Origin of the sequence: Curtobacterium sp. MCBD17_026 (genome assembly GCF_003234895.2) — a bacterium.
GTDB classification, from domain to species: domain Bacteria; phylum Actinomycetota; class Actinomycetes; order Actinomycetales; family Microbacteriaceae; genus Curtobacterium; species Curtobacterium flaccumfaciens.
Window position 1 is genome coordinate 64329 of the sequence record NZ_CP126281.1, and the last position, 16958, is coordinate 81286.

Here is a 16958-nt window from a genome sequence, read left to right on the forward strand (position 1 = left end):
TTCTCCGTATCGGTGGAAACAGCGTGTTGGTATCGCTGGTAACACAGTGATAGCACACATCCGTTATCGTTGTTCCGTGGTCGAGCAGGGAAGTCAGCGTGACGAGACGCGTTCGCGCATCGTCGAGGTCGCCGGCTCCATGCTGCGCGAACGCGGTGCCGCGGCGGTGACCACGCGGGCGGTCGCGGACGGCGCAGGCGTCCAGGCACCGACCATCTACCGGCTGTTCGGTGACAAGGACGGCCTGCTCGAAGCGGTCGCCGAGCACGCGATGGCGACGTTCTCGGCGATGAAGGCCGACGCCGTCCGAGCTGCTCGTGACGAGGCGACCGACCCCGTCGAGGACCTGCGCACCGGGTGGTCGATGACGATCGGCTTCGGGCTGGCGAACCCCGACCTGTTCGTGCTGTTGAGCGACCCGGAGCGCGGTCGTCGGTCGGCAGCCGCCCGCGCCGGCACCGCGCTGCTCGCCGAACGCATCCGGCGGGTGGCCGAGGCCGGACGACTGGCCGTGCCGGAGCGCCGCGCGGTCGAGCTCGTGCACGCGGCCGGTACCGGTGCGGTGCTCGCGATCCTGGCCGCTCCGGCGGACGAGCGGGACCCGTCACTCGCCGATGACGTCCTGGAGGCCGTGCTCGGGAGGATCCTCGTGCCGAGCGGGGCGACGACGGACGACGGCGGCGCGGCCCCGGGTGGTCAGGGCCGGGGGCGTGACGCCGTGACGAGCGCCGCGATCACACTCCGTGCCGCAGCGTCCCGGCTCGATCGACTGTCGGCAGCCGAGCGGACGATGCTCGCGGAGTGGCTCGACCGGATCGCCGCGGACTAGTCCTCGCGGGTGCCCGCCAGCCCGTGGTCGTGTGCGTAGACGACGAGCTGCACCCGGTCCCGCAGCGACAACTTGCCGAGGATGCTCGAGATCTGGGTCTTCACCGTCGACTCGGTGACGTACTCCTTGGTGGCGATCTCGGCGTTCGACAGGCCGCGGGACGCCCACCCGAACACGACGCGCTCCCGCTCGGTCAGGGTCGCGAACTCGGGCGGCTGCGGTGCCGGGGCCCGCGCGACGTCGGTGCCGAACAGCTGCGCGAGGTCGTTCGGTGCGATGACCGAGCTGCCCTCGTGCACGGCCCGCACCGCGGCGAACAGGAACGGCGGCGTGGTGTCCTTGAGCAGGAACCCGCTGGCGCCGAGCCGGATCGCGGTCGCCGCCGCCGGGTCGAGCCCGAAGGTGGTGAGCACGACGACGCGGGGCAGCGGGCCCGGGACGGCGCCGGAGTGGAGCTGCCGGACGGTCTCCACGCCGTCCATGCCGGCCATCCGCATGTCGAGCAGCACCACGTCGGGGCGCACCTCGGGGATGAGTGCGAGCGCTTCGGCGCCGTCGGAGGCCTCACCGACCACGCGCATGTCGTCCTGGGCGTCCAGCACCACCCGGAGTCCGGCGCGGAACAGCGCCTGGTCGTCGGTGAGCAGGATCCTGATCGGTTCGGTCATCGGACGGGTCCCCCTTGGACGTCGAACGGGATGCGGGCGCGTGCCGTGAACACGTCGTCCAGCACGGCGGCGTCGAACGACCCACCGAGGGCGCCGAGGCGCGAGTCCATGCCGTCGATCCCGCGGCCCGAGCCCGCGGTGCTGCCGTCGCCGGCGACGTTCTCGACCTCGAGCACCAGGTCGGCGTTCCGCCAGGTCTCCCGCACGACGACCGGGTTGCCGGGGGCACCGTGGCGCAGGGCGTTCGTGAGCATCTCCTGCAGCACACGGCGGGCGGCGGTGCCGGTGTCCGGGCGCAGGGCCAGCGGGACCCCGCGCACCGTGCGGTCGACGTCGACCCCGGCGTCGCGGATGCCCTGCACGATCTCCTCGAGTGAGCCCGGGCCGGTCGCCTCGGCAGAGCCGTCGATGTGCCCGAGGACCTGTCGGACCTCGACCAGGGAGCTCCGGGCGGTGCTCGCGATGGTGGCGCTGACCGCTCGGATGCGCGCCTCGTCGTCGAGGAACGGCACCGAGTCCGCCTGCGCGATGATGACCGCGAGCGAGTGGCCGACGACATCGTGCACGTCGCGGGCGATGTCGGCGCGGATGCGTTCGGACTCGGCGACGTCGATGGCGCGGGTGGCGGTGGCCTCGGCCTCGGTGGCGACGGCCTCGGCACGTGATGCTGCGGCCTCGGCGTCGGCACGGCGCTCCGACTCGCGGTCGCGGGAGCGGAAGGCCCGGACGGCGACCCCGCCCGCCCAGACCCCGAGCAGCGCGGTCACCGGGGCGGCCATCGCCAGGAAGGCCTGGTCGCGCGGGCCGTTGATGAGCACGAGGAACCGGAAGCCGGTCGACGCCAGGTAGACCGTCGCACCCGCTCCGGCGACGACCGCGAGCACGCCGGAGACGACGACCTCGGTGCGGGTGCCCACGACGGCGGCGGTGCCGATCACGACGAACAGCGCGAGGTCCACCAGCGACGGGCGCTCGCCGCCGCCGACCTGGATCACCCCGAGGACGACGACCATCGCCATCGCGGCGGACGGGGAGACGCGACGCAGGGCGATCGCCACCGAGGCCGACAGCACCGCGGCGAGGCTCGCGTGCTCGAGCTCGAGGTCGATGGGCAGCAGGAAGACGAACGCCGCCAGGACCGCCCAGGCCACGTCGATGACGATCGACCGGGTGGCGAGCGGCCGGAGGAACCTGCCCCGTTCGGTCACGAGAGCGATCCTCCCATGCCGCACCGCGGCGTCACGCGGGCGGGGTCATGGCCATGAGTGCGATGACGGTGGCGACCACGATCGCCGCGCAGAGCAGCAGGGTGGCGATCGTGTGCTTGGTCGAGGTCTGCATGTTCCCAGCCTGCGCAACCGGACGGCCGAGGGCATCGGGCGGTCGACCGAAGGGCCTCGTCCTGCCGGGTGAAGCCGGCGGTGGACCCGGAGCCGTGGAACCGGCCCATCCGGGACACCCTCTGCGTGATCCGGCCACCTTGGACGGCCGCTCAGTGCCCCCGGCGAACCATCGGCGGTGCAATCGCTCGATCGACACGAAGGAGCACGATTTGTACTTCCACAAGCAGGAACTCCAGTTCAAGGCAACGCCCGACAAGCCCGACGCGATCTACGCCCGCAAGCTGCAGGAGGTGCTCGGTGGCCAGTACGGAGAGATCTCCGTCGCCCTGCAGTACCAGTTCCAGGCGTGGAACATGCACATCCCCGGCAAGTACCGCGACATGGTGTTCGGCATCGGCGCCGAGGAGATGGGCCACGTCGAGATGCTCGCGACGATGATCGCCCAGCTGCTCGAGAAGTCCCCGCTCGGGATCACCGAGGACGCGCTGCAGGACGACCCGACGGTCGCCGCGATCGTCGGCGGCACGGACGTCCAGCACGCGATCGTCGCCGGTGCGGGCGCCCGTCCGGTGGACAGCAACGGCAACCCCTGGCAGGGCTCGTACATCACCGCCAGCGGCAACCTGCTCGCCGACTTCACGGCGAACGAGAACGCCGAGATGCAGGGTCGTGTGCAGGCCGCCCGGCTCTACCACATGACCGACGACCACGGCGTGCGGGACCTGCTGTCCTTCCTCATCGCCCGCGACACCATGCACCAGAACATGTGGGCGACCGCCGCGGCCGAGCTGCGCGAGAAGGGCGTCGAGGGCTTCCCCGTGCCGAGCAACTTCCCGCAGTCGAAGGAGAACCAGGAGGTCAACTACCAGTACCTCAACTTCTCCGACGGTGCCGAGGCGAAGAACGGCCCGTGGGCGAGCGGCCCCTCGTTCGACGGCAAGGGCGAGTACTCGTACCACGACGGCCCGACGACCTCGGTCCCGATGCCCCCGCCCACGCACCCCGACGTCCGGCTCTACGGCACCACCGAGCTGCCGAACGTCGTCGAGAAGACGGCCGGCCTGGTGCAGGACAAGCTGAACAAGGAGTAGTCCCGACGGTCGCCCACGCGACCGACGGAAAGACGGGAGGCCCGGCGCACGACGTGCACCGGGCCTCCTGTCCGTCACATGGTCACCGCACCGACGGGGCGGACCCGCCCACGGTCATCAGTGCCCCCGTCTCGGGTTCTTCGTCGCGTGGTGCCTCGAAGATGCCCGAGTAGGAGCGGACCGCGCTCCACCCCGCGATCAGCAGGGCCGTGCCGAGGACCGCCGCGACCCAGGGCGCCAGGAGCGACTGCTCGAAGAGCCGGGGCGCGGCGACCCAGGTCAGGAACGTGCCGGTCAGGCTGCCGGTGGCCCCGAGGAGCACGGCGGTGCGCCGGTCCAGGCTCGTCAGCGCGAGGGCCGCGGTGACGACGAGGACCGCGACCACAGCGTTCAGCAGGACGGACGTCATCGCTCAGCTCCTCACTCGGCGGCGGCGCCGGAACCGACCGCGAGCTGCTCGGACGCGCCACCGACGGTGACGGCGATCTTGCGCGGCTTCGCGGACTCCTTGACGGGGATCGTGACGCTCAGCACGCCGTTGTCGTACCCGGCGGTGATGCGCTCGGCGTCCAGGCCGTCGCCGAGCGTCAGCTGCCGGACGAACGTGCCGGGCTGGCGCTCACGCGTGAGCCACTGCGAGCCCTCGGGCGCGCCCAGGGTGCGCTCGGCGCGGATGGTCAGGACGGAGCCGTCCACGTCGATGTCGACGGAGCCCGGGTCGATGCCGGGCAGGTCGACGTCGAGGACGTAGTGGTCCCCGGTGCGGTACAGGTCCATCGGCATCGAGCGCGGGCCGGCGGCGGTGCCGAGGAGCGAACCCGCGAGGCGGTCGAGCTCGCGGAACGGGTCGAAGTTCATCGTCATCGAAATCAACTCCTTCGTGGTTCTCGTTGAGTCCCCTCGACTCAACTGCGACCGTTTTAGCACTCGACCCTGGTGAGTGCCAAAAGATCGCTCAGAGGACGCCGAGAACTCAGCCGAGCAGTGGCGCCAGGAACGGGTCGATGACCGCCCACGTCGCCCCGGGGGCCTCGAGATGGGGCAGGTGCCCGGCCGCCGGGACCTCGGCGAACACCGCACCCGGCACGGCCGCCGCCACCGCGCGACCGTACGCCGGGGTCACGACCGCGTCGCTCGCACCGAAGACCACGAGCGTCGGCACCCGTACGGCCCCGAGCCGCCGGAGCAGGGTCGGGTCGCTCATCGACCGGCCGGCGACGACCGCCATGGTCTGCCCGTTCGACCGCTGCACCGCCTGTTGTTCCTCGGTGACCGACGCCGGGTCCTGGTACCCCCGCTCGGGATCGTGCCAGGCGACCTCGGCCAGCCCGCGGGCATCGAGGGCGAAGAAGTCGGCGATCGGTTCGCCCTCGACCACCGCACCCACGCCGTCGATGTCGACGACGGCACCGACGACCCCGGCGAACCGGTCGTCGGCAGCTGCCTGCACGGCCATCTCGAGGGCGATCCAGCCGCCGATCGACGACCCCACGAGCACGACGTCCTGCTCCCCGGCGGCGAGGAGCTGCTCGAGGTACGCGGCCGCCAGGGCCGGGACGGAGTCGATCCCGTCCGGGCGCGGGGTGCCGTCCCACCCGGGGTGCGTGGGGGCGACGACGTGGAAGGCGGGCGCGAGGTGCGCGACGATCGGTGCGACGGTCCTGGGGCCACCGCCACCGTGCAGGACGAGCGCGGTGCGGGTGCGGGTGTCGGTCATGAATGCTCCGTATCAACATGTTTATGTACGAGTGTTGATACCGTAGCACCATGCCGACCGACCTCGAAGCCCTGGGCCACGCCGTCAAGCGGGCGCAGTACCGCAACCACCGCACGATGGACGCCGCCCTGCGCGACCTCGGCGTGACGCTCGTGCAGTGGGACGCCCTGCGCGCGATCGACCGGATGCCCCGCGCATCCGGGCACGACCTCGCCGTCGCGACGTTCCAGAGCGACCAGGCGTTCGGCACCCTCGCGAACCGCATGCTCGGCCGTGGGCTCATCACCCGGACCGCCGGCCGGGGCCGCCGGATCGAGCACACCGTCACCGAGGACGGTCGGCGGGTGCTCGAGGAGGGACACCGCATCGCCGAGGGGGTGCTCGACGGCCTGTTCGCACCGCTCGACGAGCCGCGACGGGCGGCACTCCTGCAGCTCCTGACGACCCTGACCGACGGTCCCGAACCGTTCGGCGCGCAAAACGTACACAGCGCGAATGGTTCGTTGAACTGACCGTTCACTTCGTGAAAGAGTTCAGGCGTCCGCAGGGGACACACGGCAAGCAAGAAGGGCGGGACAGGACATGCACAGCACGTACTCCGGGATGCCTCGGACGGCACGGATCGGTGGCAGCCACACGCGCGTCGGTCTCACCGACCCGGCGATCATCGACGCGTACGTCGCGCGTCGCATCCAGGACCCCTCGCTGCTCGCCGGTCGTTCCGAACCGTCCTACGCGGACTTCTTCACCACGCCTGCCGTTTAGCAAGGAGCGCATGACCCCATGCCGTTGACCGTCGTCCGTCGAGAGCACGTCCACCTCTACGCCCGCGAGCCCGAGTCCCGGGTCGCGAAGACCGCTGTCGACGCGCTGCTCCGCCTGCAGCACGCCGAGGACCAGCAGATCGAGTCCGCCCGCATCGAGAGCGGCCTGTCGAAGAACGAGTTCCTCGCCGTCCGGTACATGCTCCAGGCGCACCGGGACGGCCGGGCGATGGGCCCGAAGGACCTCGCCGTCATGCTCGCCGTCTCGAACGCCTCGGTCACCAAGATCGTCGACGGGCTCGTGCAGAAGGGGCTGCTGTCGCGCACGGCGCACCCCACGGACCGTCGTGCGCAGGTGCTCGCCCCGACCGACCAGGCCGCCGAGAAGATCGACGCCTCGTACGCGCGCTTCCACGCGGCCGTCGTCGAGGTGCTCGAGCAACTCCCCGACGCGGACAACGCCGTCCTCGCCGACTCGCTCACGAAGATCGTCGACGCGCTCGCCGCGGGCATGCCCGCGCCGGTCGACGAGTACACGGTCGACGACCAGGACTGACGCGAGCACGCCGGGCTGACGCGGCCCGGCGGGTGTGACGCGACCGGCGAGACGGACGGGAGGCCCGTGGTGCGCCCGCCACGGGCCTCCAGACCGGACGGTGGCGAGAAAACCTTCCAGCGGTAAGTTGGGTGCATGACCCACCCCGCGGACGACGCCGACGCGGCCCAGCCGCGCCGCGGCGGGTACCGCAAGGGCGCCGAGCGGCGCACGCAGATCCTCGACGAGATGATCCGCATGGTCGCGGAGCAGGGGGTCGACGCATCGTCGCTGCGCTCGGTGGCCGAGGCCCTCGGGATCACGCACGCGGCACTCCGCCACTACTTCCCGAGTCGCGACGAACTGCTGCTCGCCGTCTACCGGGAGCACGAGGTCCGCGAGCAGGGCGCGCCCGACCGGATGAAGTCGGCGATCGGCGACATGCGCGAGAGCGCGTCGCGCAACCGGGCCGTGCCGGGGCTGGTGCAGCTGTACACGACCCTCGCGGCCGACGCCGTGCAGGAGGGCCACCCGGCCACGCGCGACTTCATGCGCGAACGCTTCGCCCGCCTGCGGGCCGAACTCGCCGCACTGATCGAGGCGGACCAGGCGAGCGGCCGGATCCGCGCCGACCTGGACCCGGTCGACCTGGCGAGCCTGAGCATCGCGGCATCCGACGGGCTGCAGGTCCAGTGGCTGCTCGACCCGGACGCCGTCGACGGCGAGCGGGTGCTGCGGCTGCTCGAGCAACTCGTCCCGCCGGTGCGCTGAGCGGCCAGGGGTACGCCCAGACCGCCGGTGGCACAGCGACCGGCCGGTAGAAGGGCAGCATGACCACTTCCACGCGCACCCCGCTCGGCGTCACGCTCGTCGACGGGGGCGCCAACGTCGCCCTGTTCTCGAGCACCGCCGAGCGGGTCGAGTTCTGCACCTTCGACGAGGACGGCACCGAGCACCGCACCGAGCTCCGCAACCGCACCGGCTACACCTTCCACGACGTCGTGCCCGGCGTGACCGTCGGCACCCGCTACGGCTTCCGCGTGCACGGTGCGTGGGACCCGGCGAACGGCCTGCGCCACAACGGCGCGAAGCTCCTGCTCGATCCCTACGCCACCGCCGTCGACGGCACCTACGAGTGGGGCCAGGCCCTGTTCGGCCACGACATGGACGACCCCGAGCAGCTCGACGACACCGACTCGGCCAGTGCGATGCCCAAGTCGGTCGTCGCCGACCGGTCCTTCGACTGGGACGGTGACGCCCTGCTGCGGACGCCGCTCGCCGACACCGTCGTGTACGAGGTGCACGTGAAGGGCTTCACGAAGCAGCACCCCGACGTCCCCGAGGAGATCCGCGGCACCTACGCCGGCATGGCCCACCCCGCGGCGATCAAGCACCTGACGGACCTGGGCGTCACCGCGGTCGAGCTGCTGCCGACGCACCAGTTCGTGCAGGACTCGACGCTCCTCGACAAGGGCCTCCGCAACTACTGGGGCTACAACAGCATCGGCTTCTTCGCGCCGCACGACGAGTACTCGTCCTCGGGCACCGGCGGGCAGCAGGTCGCCGAGTTCAAGGAGATGGTGAAGGCCCTGCACGCCGCGGGGCTCGAGGTCATCATGGACGTCGTCTACAACCACACCGCCGAGGGCAACCACATGGGCCCGACGCTGTCGTTCAAGGGGATCGACAACCAGTCGTACTACCGGCTGGTCGAGGGTGACGAGGCGAACTACTTCGACACCACCGGCACCGGCAACAGCCTGAACGTCGGGCACCCGGCGGCCCTCGGACTCATCATGGACTCGCTCCGCTACTGGGTCGAGGAGATGCACGTCGACGGCTTCCGGTTCGACCTGGCCACGACGCTCACCCGCCAGGACGGCGAGGCCGAGAAGCACTCCGCGTTCCTCGACATCATCCACCAGGACCCCGTGCTGCGCGAGGTCAAGATGATCGCCGAGCCGTGGGACACCGCCGGCTACCAGGTCGGCGGGTTCCCGGCCGACTGGTCCGAGTGGAACGGCAAGTACCGCGACGACCTGCGTGCCTTCTGGCGCGGCGACGAGGGCGCGCTCGGCGACGCCGTGCAGCGGGTCCTGGGCAGCCCCGACGTCTACGAGGGCTCACGGCGCTCCCCGCTGTGCTCGATCGACTTCGTGACCGCCCACGACGGTTTCACCCTGGCCGACCTGACGATGTACGCCGACAAGCACAACGAGGCGAACGGCGAGGACAACAACGACGGCGAGAGCGACAACACCTCGTTCAACGGCGGCATCGAGGGCCCGACCGACGACGGTGCGGTGAACGACTACCGCGACCGGCAGCGCCGCAACTTCCTCGGCACCCTGCTGCTCTCCGCCGGCGTGCCGATGATCCTGGGTGGCGACGAGCTCGCCCGGTCACAGGGCGGCAACAACAACGCGTACTGCCAGGACGACGAGATCTCGTGGTTCGACTGGGCCGCCGCCGACCAGGACCTGCTCGCCTTCACGACGGCGGCCATCGCGTTCCGTCGGCAGCATCAAGCGCTGCGTCCGGAGTGGTTCCGCACCGCGCCGGGGGACTCGGAGTCGACGGTGACCGTGCTCCGTGCCGACGCCGCCGGGTTCGAGGACGGCGACTGGGCGGACGGCGGCAACCGGGCCGTGACGCTCGTGCTGCACCAGGGCGACGACACCGTGGCCGTGCTGCTGAACGCGTCGGACACCACGGTGGAGTTCACGCTGCCGGAGCGTCCGGGTGGGGGCAGCTGGGCCCTCGGGCTGTCGAGCGACCCCGACCAGGCCGTGGTGGGCGACGCGGCGACCCTGCTCGTGCGCGACGCGTCCTTCACCGCGCTGGTCTGACTCGCGCCGGGTTCGCGGCGCTCGCGCGGCTCGCGCGGGGGCTCCGCGTCCCGATGTTCGCGTCGTGATCCCGTTTGATGAGCAGGAATGGTCGGGTCCCCGTTCGGGACCCGACCATTGCCGCCCAGCAAGTGCCGCCGTCAGAACTTCTGGTCGGTCTCCTTCGGGTGCCGGGTCTTGCCCGTCGCCTGGTCGTGCGTGGCCGCGTCCGGGGCGTCCATCGCCGGACCCACCCCGACCGGGACGCCGGCCTCCGGGTGGTTCAGGTCGAACGCCGGCGACTCGGACCGGATCCGTGGCACCGACGTGAAGTTGTGCCGGGGCGGCGGGCAGCTCGTCGCCCACTCAAGCGACCGGCCGTAGCCCCACGGGTCGTTGACGAGCACCTTGCGGCCCTTCCGCATCGTCTGCACGATGTTGAGGAAGAACGGGATCATCGACGCCGCCGTCAGGACTGCTCCGACCGTCGAGACCTGGTGCAGCCAGGTGATGTCGTCCTCGGGCAGGTAGCTCGCGTAGCGGCGGGGCATCGCGATGACGCCGAGCCAGTGCTGGATCAGGAACGTCATGTGGAACCCGATGAACAGCATCCAGAAGTGCACCTTGCCGAGCCCTTCGCCGAGCATCTTGCCCGTGAACTTCGGCCACCAGAAGTAGAAGCCCGAGAACATCGCGAAGACGACGGTGCCGAAGACCACGTAGTGGAAGTGCGCCACGACGAAGTAGGTGTCGTGGACGTGGAAGTCGAGCGGCGGCGACGCCAGGATCACGCCGGTCAGCCCGCCGAACGTGAAGGTCACGAGGAACCCGATCGCCCACAGGATCGGCGTCTCGAAGGTCACCGACCCCCGCCACATCGTGCCGACCCAGTTGAAGATCTTCACGCCCGTGGGCACGGCGATCAGCATCGTCATGAGTGAGAACCACGGCAGCAGCACGCCACCCGTCGCGAACATGTGGTGCGCCCACACCGACACGGACAGCGCCGCGATCGAGATCGTGGCGTACACGAGCGTCTTGTAGCCGAAGATCGGCTTCCGGCTGAAGGCCGGGAACACCTCGGACACGATGCCGAAGAACGGCAGGGCGATCACGTAGACCTCTGGGTGGCCGAAGAACCAGAACAGGTGCTGCCACAGCAACGCTCCGCCGTTCGCCGGGTTGAAGATCTGCGCGTCGAAGACCCGGTCGAGCAGCAGGCCGAACAGCGCGACCGCCAGCACCGGGAACGCCATCAGCACGAGGATCGACGTGATCAGCACGTTCCACGTGAAGATCGGCATCCGGAACATCGTCATGCCCGGGGCGCGCATGGTGATGACGGTCGTGATGAAGTTCACGGCGCCGAGGATCGTGCTGAACCCGGTCATGCTCAGGCCGGCGACCCAGAGGTGCCCGCCGATGCCCGGTTCGAAGGTGGTGTCCGACAGTGGTGCGTAGGCCGTCCACCCGAACGCTGCCGCTCCACCCGGTGTCAGGAACCCGCCCATCGTCACCAGGCTGCCCATCGCGTAGAGCCAGTACGAGAACGCGTTGAGCCGGGGGAAGGCGACGTCGGGGGCCCCGATCTGCAGCGGCATGATCGCGTTCGCGAACCCGGAGAACAGCGGGGTCGCGAACAGCAGCAGCATGACCGTGCCGTGCATCGTGAGCAGCTGGTTGTACTCCTCGCGGGTCTCGAGCACGTCGAGTCCCGGGGTGAAGAGTTCCGTCCGCATCACCACCGCCATCACCCCGGCCAGGCAGAAGTACCCGAACGACGTCACCAGGTACAGGTTGCCGATCGTCTTGTGGTCGGTGGTGGTGTGCCAGTGCACGAACCGCGCGCCGAGCTTCACCGGACGTCCGGGGCCGACGTCCGCCGGGTGTTCGCCGAGGACGGGCGGGTTCTCGAGGTCGGTCACGGGGTGCTCCCATCGGATCGTTCGGAAAGCGCGAGGCTGATCCGACTGTGATGTGCGGTCGCGTTGATTCTGTCCAACGGGTGCGCAGAGTGTCCGAAGGAACGGGCGGAAGGCAGCGAGATGTGGATACGGGTCGTGTTGCCCCGCGAGGTCCGGGCCCGAAGCCTGCCGGGTGTGCTGCGCCGGGCGTGGGTCGCCGGCTTCTCCACACGCGTCCTGCCGGTGCGTCCGGCAGGCTGTGACGACCCGGAGTGGACGCCTGTCGAGTTCCTGCTCGACGTCGAGTCCGCGAACACCGGCTGGGCCGAGGCGTTCGAGATCGAGTTCACGAGCGCGATGACGCCCCGGTGTCGACGAGCGATCCGGGGGCACGGTTGCCACCTGGAGCCCATCAGCCGACCGCACCGCTGAGGCCCGTGCTCGCCGGGTGGCCCCCGATCACCGAACCGGTGTCCGCACCGGGCCACAGGCCGGCCGCGACGCGGCCGGTCCGTGCGTGGAGGTTCGTCATCGCGGCAGCGAGTGCGACCTGCCCGAGATCACCGGTCGCCGCGTAGGCCGCACGTTGCCTCGACGCGCCGGTGCCACGCGCGAACAGGTCGGCCAGGCCGCGTTCGACGAGCTGGTCGTCGCCGTTCGCGACGAGCGCCGGCAGCACGTGGGCGAGCAGGAGCGTGACGACCTCGCGTGCGGGTGCGGCGCGGCCCGTCAACGGGTCGACCAGTTCACCGTCCAGGCCCTCGAGCGCTGCGCGCCAGTTCGCGAGCCGGACGGTGCAGGCGGGGGTGTCGCGCTCGAGCGACCCCGAACGCCACTCCTCGGCAGCGGTGTCGACCATCGCCCGGACGAGTCCTGCGATCGTCACGGTCACCCCGGGGTCCAGGGGGACGTCGGCGACGCGGACCTCGACGGTCGGGTGTGCGCGGGACAGGCGCGCGTCGAGGTAGAGCATCCCCTCGTCGAGCAGGGCGCCGGTGCGGAGCATGCCCTCGGTGACGGCGCGGTAGCGCTCCTCGGAGCCGAACCGCTCCATCGGCCCGGCCGACGGCCACTGGCTCCAGGCGATCGATCGGAAACTCGCATGACCGGTGTCCACCCCGGCGTGGAAGGGGGAGTTCGCGCTCAGGGCGATGAGGACCGGCGTCCACGTCCGGATCCGGTCGAGCACCGCGACGCCCTCGGCGGGGGAGTCGATCGCGACGTGGACGTGCAGGCCGCAGGTCAGCCCCTGCCGGGGGATGGACCCGTAACGCTCGAGCATCCGGTGGTACCGGGCGCCGTCGCTCACGTGCGGGGTCACCGGAGTCGGTGACGTCGCGAGCGGGGCCGCGTGCGCACCGAAGCCGTTCGCGACCTGTTCGACGAGTGCCCGGTTGTCGAGCACCTGCCCGCCGAGCGCGGCGAGCGAGGTGTGCGGGCGGGTGGTGACCTCGATCATCTCGCGCTGCATCTCGCCCACGACGCCGCCGGGGTCCGGCACCCGCGTCGCCCTCGCACCGGCCAGCACACCGTCGGCGACCGGCACGGGCACGCCCGTCGATCGGTCGATGAGGAGCAGCTCCTCCTCCACACCCATGGTTCTCATCACCCGAGTGAAGAAGCCCCCGACTTCGGGCCGTTCCAGATGGCCGACGAGCGCGGATCCGTTGGCCGAACTGCGCGGTCCGGTCCACGGAGCGCAGGGTCGAGCGATCACACACCCTGGTGAGCAGCAATGGTCGGGTCCCCGTTCGGGACCCGACCATTGTTGTTCACGACGTGGTGCTCGCGGCGCTCCTAGGCGTTCGCGCCCGCGGTCAGCACGGCTGCCGCGGGGTCGAAGTCCTCGGGCAGCGGCGGGATCGCGTCCACGGCGGACGTGATGTCGACGGCGGAACCCGACTCGGCCGCGTCACGGATGCCGAGCAGCACGTCGAGCACGTGCAGCGCGACGGCGCCGGAGGCACGCTCGGGGCGGTCCTCGGCGATGGCGCGGGCGAGCTCGACGACACCGGTGCCACGACCCCAGGTGGAGCCGACCGCCTCGAGCGTCTCGGGCTCGTCCTGCCCGTAGCGCCAGAGCTGCGACGAGCCCTCGAAGGTGTTCGGGTCCGGCAGCGAGATCGTGCCGAGCGTGCCGTTGATCTCGACGAAGCCCATGCGCGGCAGGGCGTGCTGGAACGAGAACGTCGACTGGGCGGACTGCCCGCCGGCGAACTCGATCAGGGCCGCGTGGTGCGTCGGGACCTCGACCGGGAACGTCTCGCCGGCGCGGGGGCCGGACGCGATCGTGCGACGGTCGAGCGACTTCGACGAGACGGCCTGCACGCGCGATGCGGTGCCGAACGCGTGCACCAGGGTCGTCACGTAGTACGGGCCCATGTCGAACAGGGGTCCGGCACCGGTGGCGAACAGGAAGTCCGGGTTCGGGTGCCACGCCTCGGGTCCGGGGACGTGGAACAGCGTCGTCGCGGACAGCGGCTCGCCGATGTCACCGCGGGCGATGGCCCGGAGCGCCGTCTGGATGCCCGCGCCGAGCACGGTGTCCGGAGCGGTCGCGACGCGCAGGCCCTTGGCCTTCGCCGACTCGAGCACCGCGGCGGCCGACGCGTGGTCGGTCGCGATCGGCTTCTCGCTCCAGACGTGCTTGCCGGCGTCGATGATCTGCTGGTCGACCTCGGCGTGTGCGGCCGGGATCGTCAGGTTGATCACGATCGAGACGTCGTCACGGGCGAGGAGCTCCTCGACCGTGCCGGACGCGGCCACGCCGTAGGACGCCGCCTGCGCCGCAGCGCGGTCGAGCAGCACGTCGGCGACGAAGCGGACCTCGACATCGGCGAACTTGGTCAGGTTCTCCAGGTACTGGGTGGAGATGTTGCCGGCACCGATGATGCCGATCCCGACACGGCTCACTTGTCGTTGTCCTTGAGCCAGGTGAGGGACTCGGTGATGCCCTCGAAGACGTCGCCCGAGTAGGCGTCGAACTCGACGACGCGGATGGCCTGCGGCGCCGCGGCGAGGATGCCCGCCACGTCGACGTCGCCCTGGCCGGCCGGCGTCTGGTTCTCGAAGGCGCGCTGGAGCGACTCCGGCACGATGAGGGCGCTCTCGGACGAGGGCAGCGCAGTGAGGATGTCACCGTCGACCTTGCCGTCCTTGACGTGGATCGCGACGACGCGGTCGCCCAGGCCCTTGAGGACGGCGGGGGCGTCGGCGCCACCGACGGTCGCCCAGAAGGTGTCGACCTCGAGGACGGTCTCCGGCGACAGCTGCGACACGAACAGGTCGTAGACGGTGCGGCCGTCGACCTTGTTCGTGAACTCCCACTGGTGGTTGTGGTACCCGAACTGCAGGCCGCGGCCGGCGGCCTCGGCGGTCAGCTCGTTGACGCGCTCGGCGATCTTCGCGACGTCGTCGGCGGTCTGCCAGCGGTCGGTCGGGATGAAGGGGTCGATGACGGTGCGGATGCCGAGGCGCTCGGCGGCGTCCCAGATCGGCGCGGTGTCCTCGGCGTCGATCACGGCGACGTGGCCGGACGGAGCCTTGAGGCCGGTGGCCGCGAACGCACGCTCGAGGTCGGTGGCGCGCTCGACGAACGCGTAGGGCTCGACGTTCTCGTACCCGATCTCGGCGACCCGGGCGATGGCCTTGTCGAGGTCTTCGGCGATGGCGTCGCGCAGTGAGTACAGCTGCACAGAAGTGGTGGGCATTGCAGAGGCTCCTTCGATCCTGTCTGGGTGTCGCGGCCCGTCGAGGAGCGATGCTCCGCGGCGAGATCGATGACGACGCTACCCCAAAAACCACCCGGTGTGTAGTTTTTGCTGCCCCGTGTGACGCGGCCCGTCCACCCCGCGCGGCGCCGACCGTGACGCCCCTGCTGTTGCAGACAACACGTGTCGATGTATGCTCGCGTCGGAAAAACCTTGTCAGGCAAGGTTTTCATCGACTCAAGGAGGCGTCATGAGCACCACCGAACCCGGCAGCCCGGCACTGCTCGACCCGGAAGAGGGCATCACCCAACCCGTCAGCACGGTGAAGGTGGGCATCGGCTACCAGATCGCCCTGTTCCTCGGGCAGTTCGGCCTCTTCGTCGCGCTCATGGCGCCCGTCTACGTGAGCATGCAGCTCAAGGCGCAGGCCCTGGTCGGCGACGACGCCGCGAACGTCATCGGCTCGGTGCTGCCGATCGGCGCGTTCGGTGCACTCATCATGAACCCCCTGGCGGGCGCCCTGTCCGACCGCACCCGCACGCGCTGGGGCCGTCGTCGCCCCTGGCTGCTCAGCGGTGTCGTGGTCTTCGCGATCGCCCTCGCCTGGATCGCCTACTCGCCCGACGTCCTCAACCTGACGCTGGCCTGGCTGCTCGCCCAGCTCGCCGCGAACGCCACGCTCGCCACGCTGCTCGCGAGCTTCGCCGACAACGTGCCGCAGCTGCAGCGCGGCCGGTCCTCGAGCATCATCGCGCTCGCGCAGAACATCGCCGTGCTCGCCGGCACCTACCTGTCGGTCTTCTTCGTCGCGAACCTGCCCGTGCTGTTCATCGCGCCGGGCATCCTGGCGATCATCCTGGTCGCCGTGTACGCCGTCGTGGCCCGTGACGACCTGCCGACCTACAAGCTCAAGAAGTTCACGTTCCTGAACCTCATCGCGTCGTTCTGGACGAACCCGGTCAAGAACCCGGACTTCGCGTTCGCGTGGTGGTCGCGCTTCCTCATCATCTTCGCGACCTTCATGTTCACGACGTACCGCCTGCTCTACATGGAGCAGCACCTCGGCATCGAGAGCGCGAAGGAGGCGACCGCCGCCGTCGCCTTCGGCGTGCTGCTCTACACGATCGCGCTGCTGGTCAGTGCGGCGCTGTCCGGCTGGGCCTCGGACAAGCTCGGTCGCCGCAAGGTGTTCGTCGGTGGTTCCACGGCGATGTTCGCGGTGGGACTCATCGTGCTGGCGCACGCCGACACGGTCAACGGCTTCTACGTCGCCGAGGTCATCATGGGCTTCGCGTACGGCATCTACTCCGCGATCGACACCGCACTCGTCGTCGACGTGCTGCCGAACGCGGACCGTCCCGGCAAGGACCTCGGCGTCATCAACATCGCCAACGCCCTGCCGCAGTCGCTCGCGCCGGCCGTCGCCCTGTTCTTCCTGAAGATCGGGTCCGGGGACGCCGCTGACAACTACACGCTCATGTGCTGGGCCGCCGGCGCGATCGCCATCATCGGCGCACTCGTCGTGATCCCCATCAAGCGGGTGCGGTAGTCCACAGCGGACTGGAGGCC

Annotated in this window: 18 protein-coding genes; 9 read left to right on the top strand and 9 right to left on the bottom strand. The window is 70.4% G+C overall.

Annotation, left to right across the window (positions count from 1 at the left end; genetic code table 11):
- Positions 1-76: 76 nt before the first annotated feature.
- Complete coding sequence (locus tag DEI85_RS00290; RefSeq protein WP_258370330.1) at positions 77-829, top strand: TetR/AcrR family transcriptional regulator; 753 nt, start codon at positions 77-79, stop codon at positions 827-829.
- On the opposite strand, the gene DEI85_RS00295 is transcribed toward DEI85_RS00290, so the two are convergent.
- Both DEI85_RS00295 and DEI85_RS00300 read right to left on the bottom strand, forming a co-directional pair.
- Positions 826-1497 carry a response regulator gene (locus DEI85_RS00295; RefSeq protein ID WP_110861974.1) on the bottom strand — a complete coding sequence of 224 codons (672 nt, stop codon included), beginning with the start codon at positions 1495-1497 and terminating at the stop codon, positions 826-828. The two genes, DEI85_RS00290 and DEI85_RS00295, sit on opposite strands and share 4 nt — an antisense overlap.
- The gene (locus DEI85_RS00300; RefSeq protein ID WP_258369922.1) at positions 1494-2705 is read right to left on the bottom strand and encodes a sensor histidine kinase; all 1212 of its coding nucleotides are present in this window, start codon (positions 2703-2705) and stop codon (positions 1494-1496) included. Before DEI85_RS00300 ends, DEI85_RS00295 begins: the two co-directional genes overlap by 4 nt.
- A gap of 344 nt (positions 2706-3049) precedes the next feature.
- On the opposite strand from DEI85_RS00300, the gene DEI85_RS00305 reads away from it, so the two are divergent.
- Positions 3050-3931, top strand: a complete 882-nt coding sequence (locus tag DEI85_RS00305; RefSeq protein WP_071404423.1) for a manganese catalase — start codon at positions 3050-3052, stop codon at positions 3929-3931.
- A gap of 82 nt (positions 3932-4013) precedes the next feature.
- Here DEI85_RS00305 and DEI85_RS00310 read toward each other — a convergent pair whose 3' ends face one another.
- From DEI85_RS00310 to DEI85_RS00320, 3 genes are all read right to left on the bottom strand, one after another.
- Positions 4014-4340, bottom strand: coding sequence for a hypothetical protein (locus DEI85_RS00310; protein WP_110861976.1), 327 nt, complete (start codon positions 4338-4340; stop codon positions 4014-4016).
- 11 nt (positions 4341-4351) lie between these two features.
- Entirely contained in the window at positions 4352-4795 is a 444-nt protein-coding gene (locus DEI85_RS00315) for an Hsp20/alpha crystallin family protein (RefSeq protein ID WP_027466972.1), read from the bottom strand.
- Positions 4796-4904: 109 nt separating this feature from the next.
- Positions 4905-5648, bottom strand: coding sequence for an alpha/beta fold hydrolase (locus DEI85_RS00320; protein WP_111123746.1), 744 nt, complete (start codon positions 5646-5648; stop codon positions 4905-4907).
- Positions 5649-5698: 50 nt separating this feature from the next.
- Here DEI85_RS00320 and DEI85_RS00325 point away from each other — a divergent pair, with 50 nt between their 5' ends.
- From DEI85_RS00325 to glgX, 5 genes are all read left to right on the top strand, one after another.
- Positions 5699-6160, top strand: a complete 462-nt coding sequence (locus DEI85_RS00325) for a MarR family winged helix-turn-helix transcriptional regulator (protein WP_110861980.1) — start codon at positions 5699-5701, stop codon at positions 6158-6160.
- A 70-nt stretch (positions 6161-6230) separates the two neighbouring features.
- Positions 6231-6413, top strand: coding sequence for a hypothetical protein (locus tag DEI85_RS00330; RefSeq protein ID WP_111123745.1), 183 nt, complete (start codon positions 6231-6233; stop codon positions 6411-6413).
- 18 nt (positions 6414-6431) lie between these two features.
- On the top strand, positions 6432-6968 hold the full coding sequence (locus DEI85_RS00335) for a MarR family winged helix-turn-helix transcriptional regulator (RefSeq protein WP_111123744.1): 537 nt from the start codon (positions 6432-6434) through the stop codon (positions 6966-6968).
- Positions 6969-7103: 135 nt separating this feature from the next.
- On the top strand, positions 7104-7718 hold the full coding sequence (locus DEI85_RS00340) for a TetR/AcrR family transcriptional regulator (RefSeq protein WP_071248778.1): 615 nt from the start codon (positions 7104-7106) through the stop codon (positions 7716-7718).
- Positions 7719-7777: 59 nt separating this feature from the next.
- Complete coding sequence (glgX, locus tag DEI85_RS00345) at positions 7778-9796, top strand: glycogen debranching protein GlgX (protein WP_111123743.1); 2019 nt, start codon at positions 7778-7780, stop codon at positions 9794-9796.
- 140 nt (positions 9797-9936) lie between these two features.
- Here glgX and ctaD read toward each other — a convergent pair whose 3' ends face one another.
- On the bottom strand, positions 9937-11634 hold the full coding sequence (ctaD, locus tag DEI85_RS00350) for an aa3-type cytochrome oxidase subunit I (protein WP_258376358.1): 1698 nt from the start codon (positions 11632-11634) through the stop codon (positions 9937-9939).
- 186 nt (positions 11635-11820) lie between these two features.
- Here ctaD and DEI85_RS00355 point away from each other — a divergent pair, with 186 nt between their 5' ends.
- Positions 11821-12111, top strand: coding sequence for a hypothetical protein (locus tag DEI85_RS00355; RefSeq protein WP_146244681.1), 291 nt, complete (start codon positions 11821-11823; stop codon positions 12109-12111).
- On the opposite strand, the gene DEI85_RS00360 is transcribed toward DEI85_RS00355, so the two are convergent.
- From DEI85_RS00360 to DEI85_RS00370, 3 genes are all read right to left on the bottom strand, one after another.
- Positions 12092-13285, bottom strand: a complete 1194-nt coding sequence (locus DEI85_RS00360; protein ID WP_181420132.1) for a carboxylate-amine ligase — start codon at positions 13283-13285, stop codon at positions 12092-12094. The two genes, DEI85_RS00355 and DEI85_RS00360, sit on opposite strands and share 20 nt — an antisense overlap.
- 191 nt (positions 13286-13476) lie before the next feature.
- Positions 13477-14592, bottom strand: a complete 1116-nt coding sequence (locus tag DEI85_RS00365) for a Gfo/Idh/MocA family protein (RefSeq protein WP_110861990.1) — start codon at positions 14590-14592, stop codon at positions 13477-13479.
- Positions 14589-15389: a sugar phosphate isomerase/epimerase family protein gene (locus DEI85_RS00370; RefSeq protein WP_181430128.1), complete on the bottom strand. Its 801-nt coding sequence runs from the start codon at positions 15387-15389 to the stop codon at positions 14589-14591. The genes DEI85_RS00365 and DEI85_RS00370 overlap by 4 nt, the downstream gene beginning before the upstream one ends.
- Positions 15390-15639: 250 nt before the next feature.
- Here DEI85_RS00370 and DEI85_RS00375 point away from each other — a divergent pair, with 250 nt between their 5' ends.
- Entirely contained in the window at positions 15640-16938 is a 1299-nt protein-coding gene (locus tag DEI85_RS00375) for an MFS transporter (protein ID WP_110861994.1), read from the top strand.
- The last annotated feature ends 20 nt before the right edge of the window (positions 16939-16958 follow it).

Bases quoted from the DNA above. Each gene is read 5' to 3' on its own strand.
- DEI85_RS00295 (WP_110861974.1), bottom strand. From the start codon at position 1,497: ATGACCGAACCGATCAGGATCCTGCTCACCGACGACCAGGCGCTGTTC.
- DEI85_RS00310 (WP_110861976.1), bottom strand. From the start codon at position 4,340: ATGACGTCCGTCCTGCTGAACGCTGTGGTCGCGGTCCTCGTCGTCACC.
- DEI85_RS00315 (WP_027466972.1), bottom strand. From the start codon at position 4,795: ATGACGATGAACTTCGACCCGTTCCGCGAGCTCGACCGCCTCGCGGGT.
- DEI85_RS00320 (WP_111123746.1), bottom strand. From the start codon at position 5,648: ATGACCGACACCCGCACCCGCACCGCGCTCGTCCTGCACGGTGGCGGT.
- DEI85_RS00325 (WP_110861980.1), top strand. From the start codon at position 5,699: ATGCCGACCGACCTCGAAGCCCTGGGCCACGCCGTCAAGCGGGCGCAG.
- DEI85_RS00330 (WP_111123745.1), top strand. From the start codon at position 6,231: ATGCACAGCACGTACTCCGGGATGCCTCGGACGGCACGGATCGGTGGC.
- DEI85_RS00335 (WP_111123744.1), top strand. From the start codon at position 6,432: ATGCCGTTGACCGTCGTCCGTCGAGAGCACGTCCACCTCTACGCCCGC.
- DEI85_RS00340 (WP_071248778.1), top strand. From the start codon at position 7,104: ATGACCCACCCCGCGGACGACGCCGACGCGGCCCAGCCGCGCCGCGGC.
- glgX (WP_111123743.1), top strand. From the start codon at position 7,778: ATGACCACTTCCACGCGCACCCCGCTCGGCGTCACGCTCGTCGACGGG.
- DEI85_RS00355 (WP_146244681.1), top strand. From the start codon at position 11,821: ATGTGGATACGGGTCGTGTTGCCCCGCGAGGTCCGGGCCCGAAGCCTG.
- DEI85_RS00360 (WP_181420132.1), bottom strand. From the start codon at position 13,285: ATGAGAACCATGGGTGTGGAGGAGGAGCTGCTCCTCATCGACCGATCG.
- DEI85_RS00370 (WP_181430128.1), bottom strand. From the start codon at position 15,389: ATGCCCACCACTTCTGTGCAGCTGTACTCACTGCGCGACGCCATCGCC.
- DEI85_RS00375 (WP_110861994.1), top strand. From the start codon at position 15,640: ATGAGCACCACCGAACCCGGCAGCCCGGCACTGCTCGACCCGGAAGAG.